Source organism: Allobosea caraganae (assembly GCF_003351345.1).
Lineage (GTDB): Bacteria > Pseudomonadota > Alphaproteobacteria > Rhizobiales > Beijerinckiaceae > Allobosea > Allobosea caraganae.
Genome location: NZ_QQTO01000037.1, coordinates 596721 through 619608 on the forward strand (window position 1 = coordinate 596721; position 22888 = coordinate 619608).

Sequence of the window (22888 nt, forward strand, 5' to 3'; positions counted from 1 at the left end):
GGCGCGCGCGGTTACATCACTCCTGCGTCCGGTAGGGGAATGGCTACAGCTGAAATCGACCGGCTCTGACGGCCGAGCCGACCGACGGCAAGCGATGGCCTGAATCACATGGGGTGAAGGCAATCGAAGAGCGCCTGCGCGAGCGCTCGCGAATTGATCGGCTTGCCCAGAACGCTGGCTTCGGCGTGCGGACGCCCGTTCAGGTCGCGGCAGCGTTCCCGATCGGCGACAAAAATCTGGGGAACATCGCGAAGGGCTGCGCCGACTTCGGCGACCGAGTGCCGGTCGGCGAGTGAAGCGACGTCGAGGATCGCCACATCCGGCTTGCCCTCCGACGAAATGGCCGTGAGCAGGATCTCGTCCAGGCTCGAACAGCCGATCGGCTCGTAGCCGAGCGCGGCGACCTTGTCCTCGTACATACGGAGCAGGAACGTATCGCCCTCGAGGATGGCAACGCGCTGTCCCTGGCCGGTAGGAGTGGAGCGCTCGTTGTAGAAGTTCCTGATCGGCAGGGGCACCTTGTCGCTCGCCGGCAAGAACACCTCGAAGGTCGTGCCGGCGCCGGGAGAACTCCGCACGTTGGTGCGTCCGCCGAGCCCTGAGACAAGGCCGTGGACTGCAGCAAGTCCCAGTCCGGTGCCGCCGCTCTGCGATTTGGTGGTGAAGAATGGCTCGAAGATGTGCGGCAGCGTGGCTTCCTGCATGCCGATGCCATGGTCGCGCACGCTCAGGCAGATGAACGCGCCCCAGGAGATTTCGCCATGGGAGAGGATCGTCCTGCCGTTGAAGCGGACCCGCCTCACGCCAATCTCGACGACCTGCCCCCTGGCGGACGCTTCCACGGCGTTCTTGCAGAGGTTCAGCAGGATCTGCTGGAGCTCGATCGGGCTTCCCTCGATCGTCGCGGCTTGGTTGGGCAGTGTCGTCTGGAGGCTGACCTTGTCGGCGAGGGTGACCTGCAAGATCGGCTGGATGTCCGTGATCGCCTCGACCATGTCGAAGGGTTTGCTCGTGCGTTCCCGCTTGCGGCTCAAGGTCAGGATCTGATCGACGATCCGCTTGGCCCGCTCTCCGCTGGCCAGAATCTTCTCGACGTAGCGGCGCGAGGGCGAGGGCCTGCGCAGGACCTGCAACGCCATTTCGCTGTAGCCGAGAATGGAGCCGAGGACGTTGTTGAACTCGTGGGCGATGCCGCCGGCGAGTGTACCGACCGCCTCGAGCCGCTGGGCCTGCTCGAGTCGCTGCTCGAGGACCTTCTTCTCGCGGCGCGCGTGATTGCTTTCGACCAGGTCGACCAGAGTGGGTACCGCCGTCTGCATCAGCGCCGTGGCAAATGCGCAGGGCCTGGGGCGGGACGCGTCGAACTTCACCAGCAGGACCCCGACGCGCCCGCCCGAAAGCCTGACGCCGGCGATTGCACAGGCCGTGCGCCGCCCCCGAATCCGCTCGGCGAGCCGTCCTTCGTCGAAGCGGGGACGGCCGCCCATCCGCGCGACCCCGGATCGATGGAGGCTTGATGCGAATTCCAGGATGAGCGCGTCGTCGTCCTCGGACCCGCCATGCGAACGATAGGCTTCCATGATCTCGGCTTGCTCGGCCAGAATGATCGCGAGTTGACTGCTCTCGACCTCGAACTGCCTGGCGAGCGCCGCGAGCGCTTCCTCCATCCGCTCAGGGAATTCCGGCAGCGGAGCGCCGTTGATGCTGTTCTTGACCGCGGCGATGGCATTGTCGAGCCGGAGGCGCCGCTTCAGATAATGTGTCTGGTTCCGCAGCCTGAAGATGACGAGGAGGATGCAGAGCCAGAGGGCGATGGCCGTCGCGCCCAAGACCAGGCGGCTCCAGACGGCGCGCGAGGCGGCGTCGCCGAACATCTCAAGATACCGTTCCTGGAGCCGCTTGGCATGCGTCAGCGTGTCGGAGGCGTGGATCGCGAGGATCTTGGCATCCACGGCCGGCAAGAACTCCAGCACGAGTTCTGCGTGAACCAAGAGGGTCCGCAGGCCCGGTGCAGACGATGCAGCGTCGGCCACGGCCAATTGCGCGATGTCGCGTCGGATGGCGACTTCGAGTGCCCGATCTGTTGCAGTCGCGAAGCGCATCATCAGGTTGCCGAGATCGCCCACCCTGGAAATCGCCGACCGAACCCCGTCGTCGGGCGAGGCGTGAAGCGCCGTCAGCGTTTGGCCGAAAACGCCGATCGAATTCTGGAAGAGCGCGTTGGTCGTCTTGAACTGCTCGATCAGCTTTTCGTCGGCGTCGATGCCCGCCTTCAGGCTCCTCAGGGGCTTCTCCAGATCGCCCTCGGACTCCAGCCCCGCTTCGCCGATCAGCGTCTCCAGGCCAGTGGTGGCCTGGCGCAGAGCGACGATCGACGCAACCAGCGGGTCATAGGAGCTCAGAAGCCCGGCCCGCGCGCGCAGCACGTCGCGCTGGAGCAGGGCATGGCTCGCGTCGATGGCCCGCAAGGTGGTCATCATCGCCTCGTGGGTCGTGCGTCCAAAGTCGCGCGAGACCGCGACGAAGGCGAGCGCGATCGCCAGCATGGCCGTGATCACGATGACCATGGGCTCAGCGACGACCTTCGACGGGCGATACCATGATCGGTTTGCCATCGTACTCTCCGGTCAAGCTTTCAAGGAATGTGGCGATCGCGGCGATCTCGTCTTCGCTCAGGGTTCGCCCGAGCTGGCTCCGGGCCATCACGGCAACCGCATCGCTCAGGCTCTGCGTCCGTCCGTCATGGAAGTACGGAGATGTGGCCGCCACGTTGCGCAGGCTCGGGACGCGGTAGACGTTGCGCTCGTTGGCGATGTCGGAGAGCGAGGCATGCCCCGTTTCCGAGGGGGCCGTAGCGTCGGAAGCCTGTCCGCCCGCATCCGGTCCGTGGAACACGCCAAAGATCTGGAACATGTTGCCGCCCACGTTCGAACCCTGGTGGCACGATACGCAGCCATAGGTCTTGAAAAGTTCGTAGCCGCGCTTCTGCTCGGGAGAGATCGCGCTGTCCTCGCCTGCCAGGAAACGGTCGAAGGCGGCATTGGGCGTGACGAGTGAGCGCTGGAAGGTGACGAGGGCATCCAGTACGGCGTCCCGGTCGGCCGGCCTGCCGTAGGTCGCCTCGAAGCGGCCTCGGTAAGGAGGGCTCGCCCATAGCCGCGGCAGGAGCTTCGGCCAGTCATTGGCCATGAGATTGCGATCGACGAGGACCTGTTCCGTCTTCGCGGCCAGCGACGTGAACTTGCCGCGCCAGCCGAGCCGGTAGTTGTTCCCGACATTGAACAACGTCGGAACATTGAACTCGTGCATTCGCCCTTCGTAGCCGACGCTTCTCTTGACGTTGATCGTGCCGCCCCGGTCGAGGTCATGGCATGAGCTGCAGGCAAATCCCTGCCGGCTCGAAAGCATCGGATCGTGGAACAGGCTGCGGCCCAGTTGCACCTTGGCCGGGTCGAGCGCCGGTGCCGGCGGCAGCGGAGAAAGGGCCGGCGGCTGCTCCTTCGCCGCGATGCGCGTGGACCCCATGGGGGGCAGGATGCCGATCATGGCGACCGCTCCCACCATCGCCGTCAGCAGGACGACACGCCCACTGGGTTCCACCGCTCGCGTTTGCCGCCGGATCACGGCCTTGCCCTCGGCGAGTCGTTGACCGTGACGTCGACGTCGAAGACATAGCCCGCGCCGCGTTCGGTCCGGATGATCCGGGGGCGCGTGGGATCTTCCTCCAGCTTGCGTCGAAGCCGCAGGATGAGCACGTCGATGCTGCGATCGAAGACCTCCTCGTCGTGGATGCGGGTCCCCGCGAGGAGCTGTTCGCGGGAGAGGATCTGCTGCGGCGACTTCAGGAAGGCCATGAGCAGGTTGAACTCGCCAGCGGTCAGCTTGATGTCCTTGTGCGTCACGTGAGCGAGCTGTCGCGTCCTGATGTTCAGGGTCCAGTCCCCGAATACGTAGGTCTTTCGCTCCTTGCGGCTCTTGATGACCGGCCTCTCGCGCAGTGACGCACGCACTCGGGCCAGAAATTCCCGCACGCCGAAGGGTTTGGTGATGTAGTCGACGGCGCCCAGCTCGAGACCGACCACCTTGTCCGCCTCTTCGAGGCGGTCCCCGCTGATGATGATGATCGGCGCGTCGGAGGTGCCCGAGAGGCGCCGGACGATCTCGAGACCATCCTCATGGCCAAGATTGAGGTCGACCACGACGAGATCGACGGTGTCCGTGCCGAAGATTCGCGATAGGGGCTGACTGTCGCTGATAGCGGTGACACGGAATGCATACTGCGACAGATAGTCGATCAGCAGGTCGCGCATGCTCGCATCGTCGTCGATCAAAAGGATATGCTTCAACTGTTCCGCTCCGCACAGAGTCGCTTCGATGACCTCGGCTGCGCCGCTCGATTTTTTCGTCGTCGGCGTCGAACCCGCGGCCCCGGCGAAGCGGCGAAGGCCGGCAAGTCGCACCCATGCCGAGTGCGAGTCGCCGGAGGGTGGGACGAAGCCTGCCGCCCGGCATTCAAGAGCCGTCGATCGATGCCGGAGCAGGCACCGACCCTGTCGGCTGTGTCCGATCGGCTTTTCCATTCACAAAATCCCACCGGCGAGAGCACGTAGTGCGCCTGTCTTCGCGGTGGGCCGCTCATGCCGTCCTGGACGTTAGCGTCGTATTTCGTCCGTCAGGCGCTTCTGTTACGGCTGAAACGGAAAGCGCCGCCGGTGTGCTCCTCCATGGGGTCTCGATCTCTAACGCGGCATCGTTCCGCGTGGCGTTGGAATAGGGACAAGTCTCATGGGCCTTCGCAGCGAGAAGCCACCGAAGAGCGCGAACGGGCCGTCCGCCATCTCGTCGATCGCACCTCTGCGAAGCTATGGATTGACCGAGACCACGATCTTCCCGAACGCGCCGCGATCGAGATGGTCGAATGCGGCAGGGACGTCCTTCCAGTCGTAGACCCGATCGATCACCGGCTTGAGTCCGTTGATCTCGATGGCGGCGATCATGTCCTCGAAGGAGCGACGGTGCCCCACCGACAGGCCCTGGATCACGATGCGGCGAATGATCATCGGGACGATCGGCAGCGTGAACTCGCTGCTCTCCAGGAAGCCGACGGTCGTGATACGCGCTCCGATCGCCGCCGCATCGAGCGACTTCTTATAGTTCTCGCCGCCAATCGTCTCGAAGATATGGTCGACACCGCGCCCCTTGGTGATCTCCATGACCCGCCCGGCCCAATTCGGATATTCGCTCGTCTCGATCACATCGTTGGCGCCGAGCAGCTTCGCGCGCTCCAACTTTTCCGCGCTGCGCGAGGTTATAATGGCGCGGGCGCCGAACATCCGTGCGAACTGGATACCAAACAGCGAAACGCCGCCGGTTCCGTGGAGCAGCACCGATTGACCTGCGCGCAGCCGACCTTCCGTTACCAGCGCAGACCATGCAGTCACAGCCGCCACAGGCAGTGTCGCGATCTCTTCCATCGAGAGGGCATCGGGCGCCCGCACTATGGCGGTCTCGGGAACCAGAACATATTCGGCGAGCGTGCCCGGCAGGTCCAGGCTTAGACCGAACAGGTCTGCGGTTGCGGAGCCATCGACCCATCGCGTGTAGAAGTTGGCGGAGACCCGATCGCCTGTTGTCCAGCGTTGGACATCGGACCCGACCTCAACGACCTCGCCGGCCATGTCCGAGCAGGGGGTGTACGGCAGCGGCGTTTCATTAAGAAGAACGCTGCCCTCAAGCGCCGGTTTGTCGCGATAGTTCAGCGATACCGCCCGCACGTGCACGAGCACGTCATTCGGCCCCGGCCGCGGCACGTCCCGCTCGGCAACCTGGAGATTTTCCTTGCCCCATTCAGCCAGCTGCCAAGCCTTCATCTTCTCGCGCATGATGCCGCTTTCATTCGGATGGATTGGTCAGTTCGGGCGCCGCTTGATTTCCGGCCTGCACTCGCGCCGTGCCTGCGCACGCGGTGACGGGACCGTTCCTGCCGGCGCTATGCAGCGCTGACGGCCTCGATGCTGCCGAGCAGCTTGATCTGCTCGATGGCAAAAGCATCGGCTTCCTCGCGGTACCAGGCGATCCGCGATCGGTTCGTCGCCGCCAGCGCGGCGCGCAATGTCAGTGCGTCGTAGTCGTGGCAGTATCCGATAGTTCCCGGCTGCTGCCGCCAGGATTCCGACATGGCCCCGCCATCCAACGGGTCGAACCCGGTCTGGTCGATCAGCGTCGCAACCCGCGCTCTCGCCTGCGCATCGTCCCCTGATATCGCGATGGCGATGCGCTCCGGCGTTCCGGGCTTGCGCCCCCTGGTCGCTAGGCTGCGCGCCTTGAGCATGCTGAACGCCTTGACGACAGGCCGGCCGATCCGGCCTGCCACCCATTCGCTATCCAGCATCCCGTCTTCGATCTCGGCAATGACGCCGTCGCGGGCCTGCGGATAGTAGTTGCCGGTGTCGACGATTACCGCGCCGGCGGGCGTGGCCGCGAACAGGTCCGGCGACAGCGATGCGACTGCCAGGAATGGGATCGACAGAACGACCATGTCCTCGGCGGTCGCGGCTTCGTGCGCTGAGACCGCCCTCGCGCCGATCTCCTGCGCCAGCGCCGCCAGCGTCTCGGGACCGCGCGAGTTGGCGATGACCACCTCATGGCCCGCCGCGCTGGCGAGGCGGGCAACCGCCCCGCCGATAAGACCCGCACCGATCACACCCAGCTTCATGGAATGGCCTTTGTTTTGATTGGTGGCCTTCGCGTCGGCCTTCTGCGTCAGTTCGTCCTGACGCTCCCGTCGCATTGCCCGGCACACCTTAGGTCCGGTGGCGATATCGGCGTCAGCCCGATCCTGCCTAATATTTGCCTGATCCTCTGTCGGGGTGGAAATCACGTCGAACTGCGGGCATCCTCTGGAGGCGACATCGGGCCTGGAAGGACGGGATCGGGTGGGAAGATCAATGACGACGACGTTGCCGTGCGACGATGATGAAGTGGCTGCCGGCATGCGGAAGCTCGGAGCGATGATCGCCCGGCATGTCGGCGACAGCACTGGTGGCGCTACACCGGTTCCGGGCTTGGCGGTCGCGCGACTGGCGTCCGCTGGCGTGGCAACCTCGTATCTCTACGAGCCCAGTCTTTGCATGATCGCGCAGGGCGCAAAACGGGTCGCTCTCGGCGAAACGACCTACCGCTATGATGAGAAGAGGTTCCTGCTGACCGCCGTGGGCCTGCCGACAGTCGTTCAGATCGAAAGGGCCAGCGAGGAGGCTCCATACACCTCATTCCAGCTCTATCTGGACCTTGACGTGGCGCGACAGCTGATCGCCGACATGGACCTTGTTGGACACGAACCGGCCCCGGCAGAGGCCGGAATGATCACGGGGCCTGTGACTGAAGACCTGCTCGATCCCATCTTGCGCCTGATCGGCCTTCTGAGCCGCCCGGGCGAGATTCCCATCCTGGCCGCGGGAATCCACCGGGAGATCTTGTATCGACTGCTCATCAGCCCGGCGGGCGAACGGCTCCGGCAGATCGTTCGTCTGGGCACCCAAAGCAACCGTTCGGCCAGGGCGATTGGCTGGCTTCGGCAGAACTTTGCGCGCCGCCTACGTATCGAAGATCTGGCGGAAGAGACCGGCATGGCGGTTTCGACCCTGCACCACCATTTCAAAGCCGTCACCAATATGAGCCCACTTCAATTCCAGAAGCACCTGCGTCTGCATGAGGCGCGGCGGCTTATGCTCACGGAAGAGCTCGACGCTGGCGTAGCGGCGCTAAAGGTCGGCTACGAAAGCGTCACGCAGTTCAATCGCGAATACCGGCGCCTCTTCGGAGCGCCGCCAAGGCGCGACATCCAGGCGTTGCTGGCAGCCGGCGTGGCCCCGGCCAGATCGGTCGCGGACGGCGACCGGCTTCGGGTGTGAAGGACAATCGGGCAAGTTTCCGGCAGGATCGTTTCTAGCCCTCAGGTATCGATGATCTTAAGTTGAAACGACAGACCGCACCTGCGAGTACCAAGGCTTTACTCTACGGAGGGGGTTGGTTGTCGAATTGCATCGCATCGGACCTGAGTAAATGGCTCAAGCACATACAAACGCACATCAGGCGTCCAGCCTCGCCGGGCGCGTAGCGCTCATCACCGGAGGCGGCAGCGGAATTGGGCAAGCTGCGGCTTTCGCCTACGCGCGTGCCGGTGCCAAGGTCGTCGTGGCAGGCCGCCGCCCGGCCGAACTCGAAGCGACGGTTGCGCAGATAGAGAACGCCGGCGGCGAGGGCCTCGCGGTACCGACTGATGTGTCGGTCGCCAGCGAGGTCCAGGCCCTTGTCCAGCGCACGTTGGAAAAGTTCGGCCGGCTGGACATCGCCTTCAACAATGCCGGAACGACCGGTCATTTCGCGCCGATCAGCGAGCAGACGCCCGAGGATTTCGACCTTGTCATCGGCGCCAACCTCAAGGGCGTCTGGCTCGGCATCAAATACCAACTCGAGGCGTTTCGCGCCCAGGGACGCGGTGGCGTCATCGTCAACACATCGTCCTGGCTGGCAGTCGGGGCGGTGGCCGGCTCCTCCACGTACTCAGCAAGCAAGGGGGCACTCGACGCGCTGATCCGGGCGATCGCTATCGAGGCCGGGCCCGACAATATCCGTATCAACAACGTCAATCCCGGCCTGATCGATACCGACATGGCCCGCGAAGGCCTGGATGGCGGCAAGGCCTACGGCCCATTCATCGCGCGCACACCGCTCGGGCGCGCAGGCAATCCGTCCGACGTTGGCGATGTCGCGGTGTGGCTGTCCAGTGACGAAGCACGGTTCATCACCGGACAGAGCATCCTGGTGGATGGCGGCTACACCATTGGCGGCATTCGATAAGTGCCGTTCTGCGCTGTCGCTGAAGCGATAGGCCGCTAGTTCGGGAATTTCTGCCTTCTCCCGCGATGCCCTCCGCCTGCCGAGGGTATCGCGCACATGCCGGCCGCGCGTTCGCGTGAAGCGCTGGAGCACCGCGTTCCCAGAAACGAAGACTTGAAGGAGGCTCGATCTTGTTGGTCCTCACCATAAATGGCCAGTCGCGGCAGCTTGATGTCGCCGACGAGATGCCGCTGCTCTGGGCGCTGCGCGATGCCGCGGACCTGACCGGAACGAAATTCGGCTGCGGCGCTGCGCAATGCGGAGCGTGCACGGTTCATGTCGACGGCGAGCCGGTCCGGTCCTGCGTCACGCCGGTCGGCGATGTCGTCGGCAAACAGATCACGACCATCGAGGGCATCGCTCAGGATCGCGTGGGGAGTGCCGTCCAGGCGGCCTGGCGGGAACTCGATGTCGTGCAATGTGGCTATTGCCAGTCCGGGCAGATCATGTCGGCGACCGCGCTGCTGCGCGAGAACGCCGCCCCGTCCGACTCCGATATTGACGACGCCATGAGCGGCAACATCTGCCGATGCGCCACCTATGTGCGCATCCGTGCCGCCATCCATGACGCCGCAAGAACGCTGGCATGAGGAGCGAGCACATGGGAATCGTGGATCGGTCTTCGACGCAGGCAATGCCTGCGGATGTCGTCAATGTCAGCCGTCGGCGCTTTATGCAGGCGGCTGGCGGCCTTGCCCTCGGGGTCTATTCCGGTATCGGCGCCGCCAAGTTGGCGCTGGCGGACGAAGCCGTCCCGTTCGCGCCCAACGCCTTCGTGCGCATCGATCCGCAAGGCATCGTTACGGTGATCGCCAAGCACCTCGAAATGGGCCAGGGAATCTATACGGGTCTCCCAACCCTGCTGGCCGACGAACTCGACGCCGACTGGGACAAGGTCCGCGTCGAAGGCGCGCCCGCCAACACGGCGCTGTATGCGAATTCGCTGATTGGCTTCCAGGCCACTGGCGGCAGCACCGGGATCGCCAATTCCTTCGAGCAGATGCGCAAGGCTGGTGCCGTCGCCAAGGCCATGCTCGTTCGGGCTGCCGCCGAGCGCTGGCGGGTGCCAGCGGCAGAAATCCTTGTCTCCAAAGGCGTTGTCAGCCATCCCGGGAGCGGCCGCAGCGCCGGCTTTGGTGAACTCGCCCGCGCCGCGGCGCGCCTGCCGGTGCCCTCCGAGGTCGTGCTGAAGAAGCCCGAGCAGTTCACCCTCATCGGCAATCCGCGGACGCGTCGCACGGACAGCCGGGGCAAGACCGACGGCAGCGCCGTCTACACCCAGGACATGAAGCTCCCCGGGATGCTCGTGGCGGCAAGCGCTCACCCCACCCGCTACGGCGTGACCGTGAAGAGCGTGGATGCGGCCGCAGCGCTGGCGATAGCCGGGGTGGTGGGCGTGGTGCAGTTCCCGGCCAGCCCGCGGGGGCAGCCCGGGGTCGCGGTGCTCGCTCGCAACACCTGGGCAGCGTTCCAGGGCCGCGATGCCCTCAAGATCGTCTGGGACGAGAGTGCCGCCTTCCGGTCCAGCAGCGCCGACATCCTGACCGCCTATCGGGAGGCCGCGGGCAAACCCGACGCAGTCTGGACCCAGGAAGGCGACGTGGCCGCGGCGCTGGCGAGCGCCGAGACGGTGATCGAGGCCGACTACTACGTGCCTTATCTGGCCCATGCGGCCATGGAGCCGATGAACTGCCTTGTAAGGCTCTCGGCCGATGGCTGTGAGATCTGGAACGGCGAGCAATGGCAGACCGAGGACCAGAAAGCGGTGGCCCAGCGCCTCGGCTTGCCCATCGAGCGCGTGACGATCCACCAGCTCTATGCCGGCGGGAGCTTTGGGCGGCGGGCCAACCCCACGGCTGACTACCTGCTCGAAGCGGTCTCCATTGCCCAGGCGGCGCGGGAGAGCGGCATCGACGCTCCCGTCAAGCTCGTCTGGTCGCGTGAGGACGATATGCGTGGTGGCAATTACCGCCCGGCCTATCTGCATCGCGTGAGGTTGGGACTGGACGGCGCCGGCGAATTGATCGCATGGCACCAGCGCGTCGTCGGTCAGTCGATCGTCAAGGGAATCGTTTTCGAGGCGGCGCTGGTGAAGGATGGCGTCGACCTGATCTCGGTGGAAGGCTGCGCCGATCCCTATGAGATTCCGAACCTTAAGGTCGAACTGCACACGCCGACCGTGACGGAGAATCCGATCACCGTGCAATGGTGGCGTTCCGTCGGGCATAGCCATACAGGCTTCGCGACCGAATGCGCCATCGATGAGGCCGCGAGTGCCAGCGGCCAGGATCCGCTCGTGTTTCGCCGCAAGCTTCTGGCGAAACATCCGCGCCATCGCGGCGTGCTGGAACTCGCCGCCGAAAAGGCCGGTTGGAACCAGCCCTTGCCCGCCGGTGCGGCCGGAGAAAGGCGCGGTCGCGGCATCGCGGTGCACCAATCGTTCAACACTCCCGTTGCGCAGGTGGTAGAAGTGACGGTGAGGGCGGACGGGACGTTCAAGGTCGACCGGGTCGTGTGCGCGGTGGATTGCGGCATCGTCGTCAACCCCGACATCGTCCGGGCGCAAATGGAGGGCGGGATCGGCTTTGGCCTCGGCACGACCTTGCATGGCGCGATCACGTTCAAGGACGGCGAGACCGAGCAGGGGAATTTCGACAGCTTCAAAGTGCTCCGCATCAATGAGATGCCGCGAGTGGAGGTTCACATCATGCCATCCGCCGAGCCCCCGACAGGAGTCGGCGAGCCCAGCGTGCCGCCGGTCGCGCCAGCGGTCGCCAATGCATTATTCGCGGCGACGGGCAGGCGGGTACGCAGCCTTCCCTTGGATGGGGCCGACTTCAAGATCGGAACTTAGCGCCCTGGCGCTATTGCCATAACGCAGCCGACTTGAATTGAAGTCATCGACTACGCTTCGGGCCGGTCGCGACCTCGCGGGCCAGCGCGAGGAAGGCCTTCAGCCCGGCGGAAGGGTTGCGGCGCCCGGGATAGTAGAGGCACAGGCCGGGAAAGGGCGGTGTCCAGTCATCGAGGACGCGGATGAGCCGGCCGGCATCGAGATCGGCGAGCACGTCCTGCTCCATGAAGAAGCCGAGACCCGTGCTTTCGAGCGCGGCGGCGCGCGCGAGGCTCGACTCGTCGAGCGTGATGGGGCCGCGAACGTCGACCTGCACCGCCTCGCCGTTCTTCTCGAACTGCCAGCGATACATGGCCCCGTTAGGCAGGCGCACGCGAATGCAGGGATGATCGGCGAGGTCGGAAGGGGCGAGCGGCCGCGGATGCTGGTCGAAGTAGGCGGGCGCGCCGACGACGGAATATCTCTGAGGACGGCCGAGGGACAGGGAGATCATGTCGTTCGGAACGAGACCAGCGACGCGCACGCCGAGGTCGAACCCCTCGGCGACGATGTCGACGAGCCGGCCTTCTGTGACCAGGTCGACATGCATCTCCGGATAGCGGCGCAGGAACTCGAGCACCAGCGGCGCGATGATCGCGCGCGCTGCGACCGGCGCGGCATTGATCCGCAATGTGCCCGAGGGAGTCTCGCGCTGCGAACGCGCGGCCGCCATGGCATCGTGGATGTCGAGCAGCGCGGGCCCGACCCGTTTGACGAACTGCCGGCCGGCATCGGTCAGGGAGACGCTGCGCGTCGTGCGGTTGAACAGGCGAATCCCCAGGCTCGCCTCGAGCTTTGCGATGGCGTGGCTGAGCGCCGTGGTGGACATGCCGAGATCGATCGCGGCGGCGCGGAACGATTCCTTGCGTGCGATCACCATGACGGCGTCGAGATCTGTCAGGCCAGCCCGATACATTGTCCCGCTTTCTGCAATGCCTCATCCCGCTCTGTCTTTCTTATCAGGATAACCGGCGGTCCCCAGATCAATCGGACAGCAAGGAATTCAGCTCAGCAGAGGAAGCGCGAGAATGAAGTTACCTTCAATCGTAGAGACCTATTTCGAAGCGGAGAAGCGTGGCGATGCCGATGCCCTGGCTCGGGCCTTCGCGGCCGACGCCGTCGTCAAGGACGAGGGAGCCGTGCATACAGGCCCCGACCAGATCCGGGCCTGGTGGCTGGCTGCCAAGGAAAAGTACCACCATGTCGCCGAGCCGCTCGACGTGACCGAGCAGGGCGGCAAGGTCACGGTCCGGGCCAAGGTCTCCGGGCAGTTCCCCAACAGCCCCGCCATCCTCCAATTCGTCTTCGGACTGCGCGGCGACACAATCGTCGATCTGGAGATTCACTGATGTCGGATTTTCTCACGCTCGCCGGCAAGAGGGCGCTGGTCACCTCTGGCACGAAAGGCGCCGGCGCGGCGACCGTCGCGCTCTTCCGCGAGCTCGGCGCGCAGGTTCTGACAACAGCGCGCTCGCGCCCGGCGGCGCTGCCGGAGGAGATGTTCGTCGCCGCCGACCTGACCACGATCGAAGGTTGCGCGACCGTCGCGCAGGCCGTGCTTGGACGGCTGGGTGGCGTCGACATCGTCGTGCACATGTTGGGCGGCTCTTCCGCACCGGCGGGCGGTTTCGCCGCGCTGGACGATGCCGAATGGCAGAAGGAACTTGCCCTGAATCTCTTTCCTGCAATCCGGCTCGACCGGGAACTTGCCCCGGCAATGATTGCCCAGGGCAGCGGCGTCGTCGTGCACGTCACCTCCATCCAGAGCCGGCTCCCCCTGCCGGAGGCGACGACTGCCTATGCGGCCGCCAAGGCGGCGCTCTCCACCTACAGCAAAAGCCTGTCGAAGGAGGTCTCGCCCAAGGGAGTCCGGGTCGTGCGGGTTTCGCCGGGCTGGATCGAGACCGAAGCCTCCGTCAGGCTGGCGGAGCGGCTCGCCAAGGAGGCCCGGACGGACTACGAGGGCGGCAAGAAGATCATCATGGACTCGCTCGGCGGCATCCCGATCGGCCGGCCTTCCAAGCCTGCCGAAGTCGCCAATCTGATCGCCTTCCTCGCTTCGGGCCGGGCCGCCACGATCACCGGTTCCGAGCATGTCATTGATGGAGGGACGATCCCGACGGCGTAGGTGCGGGGCCGACGAGGCGGGAGGCGACCTTGGATCGCGAGATTGCGCGTCTCCTAAGCGTTGATCGTCGCTGCCGAGCGGTCCGCTTCGAGCTCCTTGACCAGCGCCTGCATCAGTTCCGACGCTGGGAGTGCTCGGAGGCGGCGCAATTCCGCGCCCGCCCAGAAGATCCCGTAGCCGGACTCACCGGCCTCGGCTGCCGCAGCGGCCAGAGCCCTGCTCAGGGTGAGCGGCAACGGGAATGCCGGGACCTGTCGTGCTGGAACGCCGCGGCCGATGGCGGTCAGCCTGTTGCTGATAGCTCGGGCCGGCCAGCCCGAGAGGCCGCGGGTGATTTCCGTCGTGCTTTGCTCGTCGAAAAGCGCCGCGCGGTATCCGGGGGGCAGCTGCGCCTCGGGACAGCCGAGGAACGCCGTTCCGAGTTGACCTGCCGCAGCGCCGATCCGGAGCATCGCGGCCAGGTCGGCTCCGTCCATGATGCCGCCGGCCGCAATCACGGGGATGGCGAGGCGCGGCACCAACTGCTCGACGAGCTCGCGCGTGACCAGTTGCTCGTCCTCGTCCGTCGCCGAGAACAGGCCACGATGCCCGCCGGCCGCGATGCCCTGGGCCACGACCGCATCTGCGCCGGCAGCCTCGGCCTCGAGTGCCCGTTCGACGCTGGTCGCGGTGGCCATCACGACGATCCCGGCCCACTTTAACGTCGCAATGACGTCCCGCGCGGGCAGGCCGAGATGGAAACTGACCGCCCTGGGGCTCACCTCCAGCAGGAGCTTCAACATCTCCTCGTCGATCGGCGATGGCCGGAAGGCAGGTTCCAGCCAGACCGGCGGAACCGAGCCAAATTGCGGGAAATGCGGCGTGAGCCGCTCGATCCAGGCGCTCTCCCGGGCGGTGTCGCGCGTGGGCGACGGTGCGCAGAAAAGGTTCAGGGCGAACGAGCGCGCCGTGCGGGTGGTCAGATCCCGGACGATCTCCCATGCGGCGTTCGGACTCGTCCCGGCAAGGCCCAGCGAACCGAGGCCGCCCGCTTCGCACACCGCCGCCGCGAGGGCAGGCGTTGCAATCCCGGCCATGGGCGCCTGGATGATCGGTTGCGTAATCGCGAGCCGCTGCAGCAGGCCAAAGCGCTCATTCATCCTGGAGCCCGTGCGGTCTCGGTGACCGTCCAATGGCCGGCGCTCTGGCCGCCGTCGACGTGCAGGATCTCGCCGGTCACAAATGTCGCCCTTTCGAGATAGAGGACGGCTTCCACCACCTCCTCGATGCGACCCATGCGGCCGAGCGGATGCAGGGAGGCGAGCATGCCGTGGCTCTCCTGCGTGTGCATCGGCGTCGCGATGATGCCTGGCGATACGGCGTTGACGCGAATGCCCTTGCTTGCCAATTCGATGGAAAGCGCGCGTGTCGCCGCGACGATGCCGCCTTTGGTCAGCGACGTCAGCACGGCCGGAACGGCCGTCATCGGCTGGTCCACCAGCGAGGAGGTGATCGAGACGATGTGCCCGCTCCCCTGATCCTGCATGACTTCGGCTGCCAGGCAGGTGGCATGAAAGAACCCGCCCAGATTGACGCCGACGACCTTGGTGAACTCGCCCGTGCTATATTGCGTGACGGGTTTGGGAATGAAGATCCCGGCGTTGTTGACCAGCGTATCGATGCGTCCGAAATGCGTGAGCGCTGCCCGGACGAGCCGTTCGGCGGTGTCCGGATCGGCGATGTCCCCGGGGACCGCGACGATCTCCGGCTCACGGCCCTGTGAGATGGACCGGGAGTTCGCGACGATCCGGAAGCCGCGCTCGCGATATCCCTGGACGATTCCAGCACCGATGCCCTGCGATGCTCCGGTGACGATGACGACCTTCCCGTCCATTGGCAAATCCTCTCCTCGCAAACTGTGCGGGAGTTGAAGAGGCCGGTGTTGTGCGATTGCTGCCGATCGAAGAGATCGTGTTTCAACCGTCATGAAGCGGGTTGGCCGGCAGCGGGCACGCCCCCTCGCGGGCCGCAGCCTCCGATGGTTCGCGCAGAGCATCTGCGGGCTTAGATATCGGCGAGTCTTCAGACAATTGGGCAATGAACGCGAAGGATCGGGCTCACGCCGGTCGGGGCCCGAAGCTAAAATCGACAAAACTGAGCATCTGCATTTCTCGAAGCCAAATCCTGGGGGGCGAACGTGGCTTCCCATCGCCGAACACGCGTTTCAAACCCTATTCAATCTGGTAAGCGAAGGAATCATCAATGTTTAGAAGCAGGACCAATACCTTAAAAAGGCTTCTAATCGCATCGCTTGTCGTAGCTTTAGCGGCGACGGCTTTCGACTTGCCAGCGTTAGCGCAAGTAAATCGTACGACATTCCCGAAGAATTTCGACAAATATGTACGCTATGCGACGTATAACCGCGGTTCCTCTTGGAACGACGCTTTCGCAACCCCCGAGACACTGGCAATCGCGAAATCCGGGAAACCCCTTCCGCCCGGCACCCAGCTGGTCCTGCGCATCCACATCGATAATAAGTTCTTCAGCTATTTCGTCATGGAGAAGGGCGTCGATTGGGGGCGCGATGTTCTCGAAGACAAAAGAACTGGCGACTGGCATTTCCAGGAATTCGATGCAAACGGGCAGGTCAAGCGATCCGCATTTGCCGAGAGATGTGAGTCCTGCCACAGCGGCAGGGCGGTCAATGACTATATGTACACAATCGACAGAATGCGAGATTACCTGCCTTGAGCGCTCCGCTCATCGTGCGACTGGCACTCGACTTTTTAGCCGCGAGCTCATTGCTGTTCGCCTTCGCCTATAATTGGATCGGCAATGCAGTGCATGAGTTCATAGGCGCGGCGTTGTTCGTGCTTCTGATCAGTCACAACGTCTTCAATCGTCGTTGGTACGGCACCATCACGAAAAGGCGGCGCGAACCTCGTGGGATCATCGCCAAGATGATCAACCTCTCGCTCCTCGCCGCCATGCTCGCCCTGCTGGTCACCAGCATCGTCATCTCGCAGACGGTCTTCAGCTTCCTGCCCCTGACGAGCAGCTTCACCGCGCGTCAGCTCCATACGTTGGTCGGCTATCTGGTGCTGCTCGTCGTCTCTATCCATCTCGGAATGAGTTGGTCTTTGATCATGGGGGCGTTGCGCGCAAGGCTGGGCCTTGTAGCAAGCAGCAGACTGCGCACGTATGTCCTGCGCACCGCCACCGTGATGATCGCGGCCTACGGCGTCCATAGCCTGTTCGTGGTGAAGATCGGCTCGAAACTGTCGATGCAGGTGCCGATGGATTTCGGAAGCTTCCAGGTATCGACGCCAGCTTTACTCGTTCACCACGTTGCCATCGTCGGGCTTGGCGCATCCCTTGCGCACTTTGCCGTCGAAATGATTCAGGGCAGGCGTGATCGGCGACCGTCGGGCGCCCAAAATAGCCGCGGTTGAGGGCTTCGGGATGGTCCGCCCCGACAGGTGTTCGCAGTTCTATCCTGAATGGCGCGTCCCTCGCTTAATCTCCTGGGCTTCCTAAACCTCCGGCTGAAAAACGAGATCGATTAGCGCGCGCTCCTCTAAACTGCCGTCGATACATCCGCTCAGGGTCGCTTTCGATCTTGCCACGACGACGCTCTCGAGGTCCGCTTTCGGGCCGAGACCCAGAGTCCGCTTGTGGCGCAATTCCCCCTGGGACCATCAGCCTGTTGGAGCGCGTTCATTGGATTCGAAACGCTCCCAATAGGGCGGCTGGCCAAAAGCTTGACGAAGGCAATCGGCGAAGGCGCGCAGCTTGGCCGAGGGCCGGCGGCCTTCGGGATGCGCCAGATAGATGAACTCCGGCTCAGGCTGCACGCCGATATCGACGATGCCGAGCCGGCCGCTGCGGAGCTCGGCGCCGGCGATGAATAGTGGCAGCAGGGCGATGCCGAGCCCGGCCAGAGCGGCATCCCGCATCATGTCGCCGTTGTTGACCCGCAGACTGGGACGCCCGCGCACGCTGACCATCCCATCCGGACCATGGAAGCGCCAGTCGCCGCTGCCCCGGTTGGTGTAGAAAATGCCGCCATGGCCGTCGAGCGCGTTCATCGAATCCGGGCTGCCGTGCCGCTCCAGATAATCAGGTGATGCGACGAGCACCCTCCGGCTCGGGGCCAGCGTCCAGGCGACGAGGCGCGAATCCGCGATCGGCCCGTTACGCAGCACGGCGTCATAACTGTCGGCGCCGGCCTCGACCCTGCGATCGTCGAGGTCGAGCGTCAGCGCGATCTCTGGATGCCGGGCAAGGAACGGATAGATGGCAGGGCCGAGATGCATGCGCCCGAAAGTGACCGGAGCCGAGATCAACAGCGGCCCGGCCAGTGTGCCGCGCCGCTCGGCCATGTCGGCCGCGGCCTCCTCGACCTCACGGGTGATGCGTATGGCGCGTTCGAGAAAAGCCGTACCGTCCTCGGTCAACGTCAAACGGCGGGCGCTGCGATGCAGGAGGGTCGCCCCGAGGCTGTGCTCCAATTCGGCCAGGCGATCGCTGACCACGGATTTCGAGAGGCGCAATCGGCGGGCGGCCTCGCTCAGCGAGCCGGCTTCCGCGATCGCGACGAAGGTCGCGATGCCGTCGAGCTTCAACATCGTTCGGTTTTTCCGGAGCTGAGTTTCGCCAACGCGACGCTAATCCGAACGAAGTCGGAATGCTACGTCGCGTCATGCCAACGGGGCTGACAGCGACGGTCATTGGACCGCCCTCCCGGCCGGCGGGAGATGGACGATGTTGAAGATTGCCCTGGCGCTTGGAGCGCTCGCCTTCGCCGCACCGGCGACCGCCCAGGTCCCGGACTTCCCGACCTCCTTCAAGACGCAGGAGATCGCCACCAATGGCGCGACGATCCATGTCCGGGTCGGCGGCCAGGGGCCGGCGGTTGTGCTGCTTCACGGCTATGGCGAGACCGGCGACATGTGGGCGCCGATGGCGGCCGACCTGGCCCGGAACTACACCGTGGTGGTGCCGGACCTCCGCGGCCTCGGCCTCTCGTCCAAGCCGGCGTCCGGCTTCGACAAGAAGACGCAGGCCGGGGATGTCACCGGCGTGCTCGACGCACTCAAGATCGAGCGTGCCGATCTGGTGACGCATGATATCGGGAACATGGTCGGCTTCGCCTTCGCCGCGCAGCACCCCCGGCGTGTCGGCCGCCTCGCGCTGATCGACGCGCCGGTCCCGGGCGTCGGTCCCTGGGAGGAAATCCTGAAGAACCCGCTGCTCTGGCATTTCCGCTTCGGCGGGCCGGATATGGAGCGGCTGGTGGCGGGACGCGAGCGCATCTATCTCGATCGCTTCTGGAACGAGTTCTCGGCGACGCCGGCCCGCTTCAGCGAAGCCTCGCGCGAGTATTATGCCAAGCTCTACGCCCTGCCCGGTGCGATGCATTCGGGCTTCGCCCAGTTTGCCGCCTTCGACCAGGACGCGATCGACAACCGCGCCTATCTGGCGGCCGGCGGCAAGCTTGCCATGCCGGTGCTGGCGATCGGCGGCGAGAAGTCGTTCGGCACCGCGATGGCGGCCGTGATGCGGGCTGCCGCGGCCGATGTGACCGAAGGCGTCATCCCCGATTCCGGGCACTGGATCATGGAAGAGAACCCGACGGCTACCGTCGCCATGGTCCGGGCCTTCCTTGATAAGGGACGGTAGTCGTGCAAATCCGAGGCGGTTCGACGGGGCTGCCTCGGGAGGTGCGGGAGTCGATATCTTGCGCCATGTGCACTCCGCTGGCGTCCGCTTTCGGGCAGGGCGCCAAGGTCGGCTTGTGGCGCAACGCGTATCTACCCCCAGAGGTACCCGCAGGTAGCGCGAAAGTCGATCACCGCGCTCACTACTGCGGTCAGCGAATGACACCCACCGACTTCCGAACTGGTTCGCAATGCTCGATCAGCATCTCCGTTAGAATCCGGATCTTGCGAGCAGGATGCTGCCCCGGCGGTCGGACGATATAAGCCCCCGCGGGTGGTGGTGGATAGTCCGTCATGACCGGCACGAGCGTGCCGGATGCTAGATGGTCTTGTGTTAGGTCGTCCGGCAGCCAGGCGATGCCGAGCCCGGAAACGGCAGCGGCCAGCAAGGCTGTTCCGTTGTCGGCCTTGAAGCGGCCGCGCGGGCGAACCGTGACGATCTTGTCGCCATCCATGAACTGCCAGGCTTCAGTGCCCTGCATGAGCGCCTCGTGGGCAACGACGTCATCCGGCGTGGCGGGCGTCCCGCGCGCCGCGATGTATCCGGGACTGGCAACCAGCTTGCCGCTGATCGGCCCTATTCGTCTGGCGATGAGATCGGAGTCTTGGATATACCCAACCCTGATCGCGCAATCGTAGCCTTCTGAGATAAGATCGACGAACCTGTCCGTGTAACAGGTGTGGATGTGAAGCTGCGGGTGACGGCGCGCCATCTCCGCCAGAACCGGGGCAAAATGTGTCGGTCCAAACGACAGCGGTGCGGCAACCCGCAGGCGGCCCCGAAGATCGCCAGCCGGCAGGATCATTTCCCGCGCAGAGTCGATCTCGGCGCAGACCCTCGCGGCATGGTCCCGGAACGTCGCCCCAGCTTCCGTTAGCGCAGCACCACGAGTGGTTCGGACCAGAAGCTGTACGCCGAGTTCCGCCTCGAGCCGGAATAGCCTGCGGCTGACGATGGACTTTGACAGCCCGAGCCGACGCGCCGCAGGCGAAACGCCTCCCGCGTCGGCCACTTCGACGAATGTCTCCAGATCGTCGATCTCCAATTCGGCGTTCCTCATTCTGCGACACAGCTTGGCTGAACATAAGGCTACCGCACTGCATGGCGGAACGGCAAATACGCAGCAGCACTGCCATCGGCGCATGTTGCTCGGCAGGCGAACAGCCATCCATCATGTCAGAAGAGGACAACCATGACTTCTCGTAACGGCCTCAAGTCGCTCCTTCGCCCCGAGGATTCGGTCCTCGTCCTGATTGACCATCAGCCCTATCAGCTCGCCAATCTGAACAGCCACGATCCGCAAATGGTGGTCAACAACGCGACAGCTTTGGCCAAGACTGCCAAGGCCTTCGGAGTGCCCACCATCCTGACGAGCGTGATCGCGGCGCGGGGCGGTCTGATCTTCCCCCAGATCACCGACGTCTTCCCCGGCCAGGAGGTGATCGACCGGACATTCATCAACACCTGGGAAGACAAGAACGTCGTCGACACCGTCAAGGCGACCGGCCGCAGGCAGCTCATCATCGCGGGCCTTTGGACTGAGATCTGCGTCGCGATGCCCGCGATCCAGGCCCTCGGCGAAGGCTGGGACGTGACGGTGATCACCGACGCATCCGGCGCCGTCTCGGTCGAGGCCCACCAGGTCGCCATCCAGCGCATGATCGCAGCCGGGGCGAACATGATGACCTGGCTGGCGCTGGCCGGCGAGTGGCAGCGTGACTGGGCCAGGGCCGAAACTGCCGGCAAGTTCACTGAAGTGCTTACGCAGCATGCGGCCGGCAGTGGAATTGCGTATCTGTGGGAGCAGCAACTGCTCAACACTCCCGTCCCCAGCAACGCTAGCTGATCGAGCGTGTGACGAGGGTCTGCCATGACCCTCGTCAACATACATCGTCACGTCGTCGAGAAGCGGTTGGCAAGTGGCACCCAATATTGCGTAAACGGCGACACCGGATCGCACATCCGAAATCCTGGTGGGTCCACGTTTCAGAATGATCCCGACTTTCGATCCTGGCGCACAGCCGATGCTCGGCGCAGTAGCCCTCCCGTAGGACTCCAACTCGGCGCTTTGGATATGGAGCCATCCCGGAACCGATCCACCTCACTCATGTTCTAAAGAAGCTCTCGATCGCAGATTGGCTGCCGTTCCGGGCTGGGGATAGCCGTGTCCGTACCGTCTCGCCGCACCATTCTTGCCCTGCTATCGACCGCCTGCGCGTTTGCGAACCGCGCAGCGCAGGCTCAGGCGACCGCGGATTCCAGGAAAGGCTTCAGCTACGAAGACGTGGTTGAGCGAGCAAAGGCAGTGGCAAATCAGCCCTTCGATGCCGAAAGCTCCAAGATTCCGGCCGAATTATCGAAGCTCACCTATGACAGCTATCGTGAAATCCGATTTCGTCGGGACAAGGCCTTCTGGCGCGACGGCGGCTCGGACTATCGTCTTCTGCCGTTCCATCTCGGCTTCCTCCATGACAAGCCGGTCCAGGTTCACATCATCAATCATGGCGACGCGATCCCGATACCGTTTACGACGGGCCTGTTCGAGTACGGCAAAGTGCCCGTTCCGAAAGGACTCTCACCTGCGCTCGGCTTTGCGGGGTTTGCTGTCACGACCAACCTCAACGATCCAAAGATTCAGGACGAGGTGATCTCGTTCCTGGGCGCGAGCTATTTCCGTCTCATCGGGCGCGGTCATCGCTATGGACTTTCGGCACGGTCGCTTGCCCTGGACGTAGGTGGCAAGCAGCCGGAGGAGTTCCCGTTCATGCGGGCGCTCTGGGTGGAGGAACCGTCGCGGGACGCGACGGACCTCGTCATCTACGCGCTCCTCGATTCCCCATCGGTCGCTGGCGCCTATCGCTATGTCGTTAGCCCGGGCCGCGAGACCTCCGTGGATGTCACTGCGACGATCTTCCCTCGCAATGAGATCGAGCGACTCGGGATCGCACCATTGACGTCGATGTTTCAGGCTGGGGAAGGCGATCTGGCCCAACGTTCAGATTTCCGGCCGGAGATCCACGACTCTGACGGTTTGATGATGCAATCCGGGAGTGGCGAATGGATCTGGCGACCCATTCGCAATCCGAAGGCGTTGCGCATTTCGAGTTTCGGCGACAAGAACCCGCGCGGCTTTGGTCTCATGCAACGCGACCGGGACTTCGGAAGCTATCAGGATCTTGAAGCACGCTATGAGGCGAGGCCAGGCTATTGGGTCACACCTCAGGGCGACTGGGGGGATGGCCGGATCGATCTGATCGAAATTCCGA

General features: G+C 64.3%; 21 protein-coding genes. 11 read left to right on the forward strand and 10 right to left on the reverse strand.

The features are described from left to right. Window positions 1–104: 104 nt before the first annotated feature. From DWF00_RS27265 to DWF00_RS27285, 5 genes are all read right to left on the reverse strand, one after another. On the reverse strand, window positions 105–2567 hold the full coding sequence (locus tag DWF00_RS27265) for a two-component system VirA-like sensor kinase (RefSeq protein WP_181832517.1): 2463 nt from the start codon (window positions 2565–2567) through the stop codon (window positions 105–107). Window positions 2568–2571: 4 nt separating this feature from the next. Further along, entirely contained in the window at window positions 2572–3546 is a 975-nt protein-coding gene (locus DWF00_RS27270; protein WP_181832516.1) for a cytochrome-c peroxidase, read from the reverse strand. A gap of 74 nt (window positions 3547–3620) precedes the next feature. Further along, on the reverse strand, window positions 3621–4580 hold the full coding sequence (locus DWF00_RS27275) for a response regulator (protein ID WP_181832515.1): 960 nt from the start codon (window positions 4578–4580) through the stop codon (window positions 3621–3623). Window positions 4581–4862: 282 nt separating this feature from the next. Next, the gene (locus DWF00_RS27280) at window positions 4863–5882 is read right to left on the reverse strand and encodes a zinc-dependent alcohol dehydrogenase family protein (protein WP_114828064.1); all 1020 of its coding nucleotides are present in this window, start codon (window positions 5880–5882) and stop codon (window positions 4863–4865) included. A 107-nt stretch (window positions 5883–5989) separates the two neighbouring features. After that, entirely contained in the window at window positions 5990–6994 is a 1005-nt protein-coding gene (locus DWF00_RS27285; RefSeq protein ID WP_210207854.1) for an NADPH-dependent F420 reductase, read from the reverse strand. Here DWF00_RS27285 and DWF00_RS27290 point away from each other — a divergent pair. From DWF00_RS27290 to DWF00_RS27305, 4 genes are all read left to right on the forward strand, one after another. Then, complete coding sequence (locus DWF00_RS27290; protein ID WP_114828062.1) at window positions 6948–7913, forward strand: AraC family transcriptional regulator; 966 nt, start codon at window positions 6948–6950, stop codon at window positions 7911–7913. The genes DWF00_RS27285 and DWF00_RS27290 overlap by 47 nt on opposite strands. A gap of 151 nt (window positions 7914–8064) precedes the next feature. After that, entirely contained in the window at window positions 8065–8862 is a 798-nt protein-coding gene (locus DWF00_RS27295) for an SDR family NAD(P)-dependent oxidoreductase (protein ID WP_114828061.1), read from the forward strand. Window positions 8863–9032: 170 nt separating this feature from the next. Next, window positions 9033–9491, forward strand: coding sequence for a (2Fe-2S)-binding protein (locus DWF00_RS27300; RefSeq protein ID WP_114828060.1), 459 nt, complete (start codon window positions 9033–9035; stop codon window positions 9489–9491). Between the two features lie 11 nt (window positions 9492–9502). Further along, on the forward strand, window positions 9503–11755 hold the full coding sequence (locus DWF00_RS27305; protein ID WP_114828059.1) for a xanthine dehydrogenase family protein molybdopterin-binding subunit: 2253 nt from the start codon (window positions 9503–9505) through the stop codon (window positions 11753–11755). A gap of 43 nt (window positions 11756–11798) precedes the next feature. Here DWF00_RS27305 and DWF00_RS27310 read toward each other — a convergent pair whose 3' ends face one another. After that, window positions 11799–12710 carry a LysR family transcriptional regulator gene (locus DWF00_RS27310; protein WP_114828058.1) on the reverse strand — a complete coding sequence of 304 codons (912 nt, stop codon included), beginning with the start codon at window positions 12708–12710 and terminating at the stop codon, window positions 11799–11801. A gap of 112 nt (window positions 12711–12822) precedes the next feature. Here DWF00_RS27310 and DWF00_RS27315 point away from each other — a divergent pair, with 112 nt between their 5' ends. Both DWF00_RS27315 and DWF00_RS27320 read left to right on the forward strand, forming a co-directional pair. After that, on the forward strand, window positions 12823–13143 hold the full coding sequence (locus DWF00_RS27315) for a nuclear transport factor 2 family protein (RefSeq protein ID WP_114828057.1): 321 nt from the start codon (window positions 12823–12825) through the stop codon (window positions 13141–13143). Further along, window positions 13143–13922, forward strand: a complete 780-nt coding sequence (locus DWF00_RS27320; RefSeq protein ID WP_114828056.1) for an SDR family oxidoreductase — start codon at window positions 13143–13145, stop codon at window positions 13920–13922. The genes DWF00_RS27315 and DWF00_RS27320 overlap by 1 nt, the downstream gene beginning before the upstream one ends. A 53-nt stretch (window positions 13923–13975) precedes the next feature. Here the strand turns inward: DWF00_RS27320 and DWF00_RS27325 are convergent, their stop codons facing one another. Next, window positions 13976–15061: an NAD(P)H-dependent flavin oxidoreductase gene (locus DWF00_RS27325; protein ID WP_114828055.1), complete on the reverse strand. Its 1086-nt coding sequence runs from the start codon at window positions 15059–15061 to the stop codon at window positions 13976–13978. After that, entirely contained in the window at window positions 15058–15801 is a 744-nt protein-coding gene (locus tag DWF00_RS27330; protein ID WP_210207853.1) for an SDR family NAD(P)-dependent oxidoreductase, read from the reverse strand. Before DWF00_RS27330 ends, DWF00_RS27325 begins: the two co-directional genes overlap by 4 nt. A gap of 362 nt (window positions 15802–16163) precedes the next feature. Between DWF00_RS27330 and DWF00_RS27335 the strand changes: the two genes are divergently transcribed. Both DWF00_RS27335 and DWF00_RS27340 read left to right on the forward strand, forming a co-directional pair. After that, window positions 16164–16652 (forward strand): cytochrome P460 family protein, encoded by a 489-nt coding sequence (locus DWF00_RS27335; RefSeq protein WP_114828053.1) that lies wholly within the window; start codon window positions 16164–16166, stop codon window positions 16650–16652. Continuing rightward, window positions 16649–17353, forward strand: coding sequence for a DUF4405 domain-containing protein (locus DWF00_RS27340; RefSeq protein WP_114828052.1), 705 nt, complete (start codon window positions 16649–16651; stop codon window positions 17351–17353). Before DWF00_RS27335 ends, DWF00_RS27340 begins: the two co-directional genes overlap by 4 nt. A 246-nt stretch (window positions 17354–17599) precedes the next feature. On the opposite strand, the gene DWF00_RS27345 is transcribed toward DWF00_RS27340, so the two are convergent. Continuing rightward, window positions 17600–18529 carry a LysR family transcriptional regulator gene (locus DWF00_RS27345; RefSeq protein WP_114828051.1) on the reverse strand — a complete coding sequence of 310 codons (930 nt, stop codon included), beginning with the start codon at window positions 18527–18529 and terminating at the stop codon, window positions 17600–17602. Between the two features lie 136 nt (window positions 18530–18665). Between DWF00_RS27345 and DWF00_RS27350 the strand changes: the two genes are divergently transcribed. After that, on the forward strand, window positions 18666–19583 hold the full coding sequence (locus DWF00_RS27350; RefSeq protein WP_114828050.1) for an alpha/beta fold hydrolase: 918 nt from the start codon (window positions 18666–18668) through the stop codon (window positions 19581–19583). A 190-nt stretch (window positions 19584–19773) separates the two neighbouring features. Here the strand turns inward: DWF00_RS27350 and DWF00_RS27355 are convergent, their stop codons facing one another. Then, entirely contained in the window at window positions 19774–20682 is a 909-nt protein-coding gene (locus tag DWF00_RS27355) for a LysR family transcriptional regulator (RefSeq protein WP_425453185.1), read from the reverse strand. Window positions 20683–20814: 132 nt separating this feature from the next. On the opposite strand from DWF00_RS27355, the gene DWF00_RS27360 reads away from it, so the two are divergent. Together DWF00_RS27360 and DWF00_RS27365 are read left to right on the forward strand one after the other, a co-directional pair. Beyond that, entirely contained in the window at window positions 20815–21468 is a 654-nt protein-coding gene (locus DWF00_RS27360; protein ID WP_114828048.1) for a hydrolase, read from the forward strand. A gap of 318 nt (window positions 21469–21786) precedes the next feature. Beyond that, window positions 21787–22888: OpgD/OpgG family glucan biosynthesis protein (locus DWF00_RS27365; protein ID WP_147283647.1), on the forward strand; the 1102-nt coding region annotated here is incomplete at its 3' end.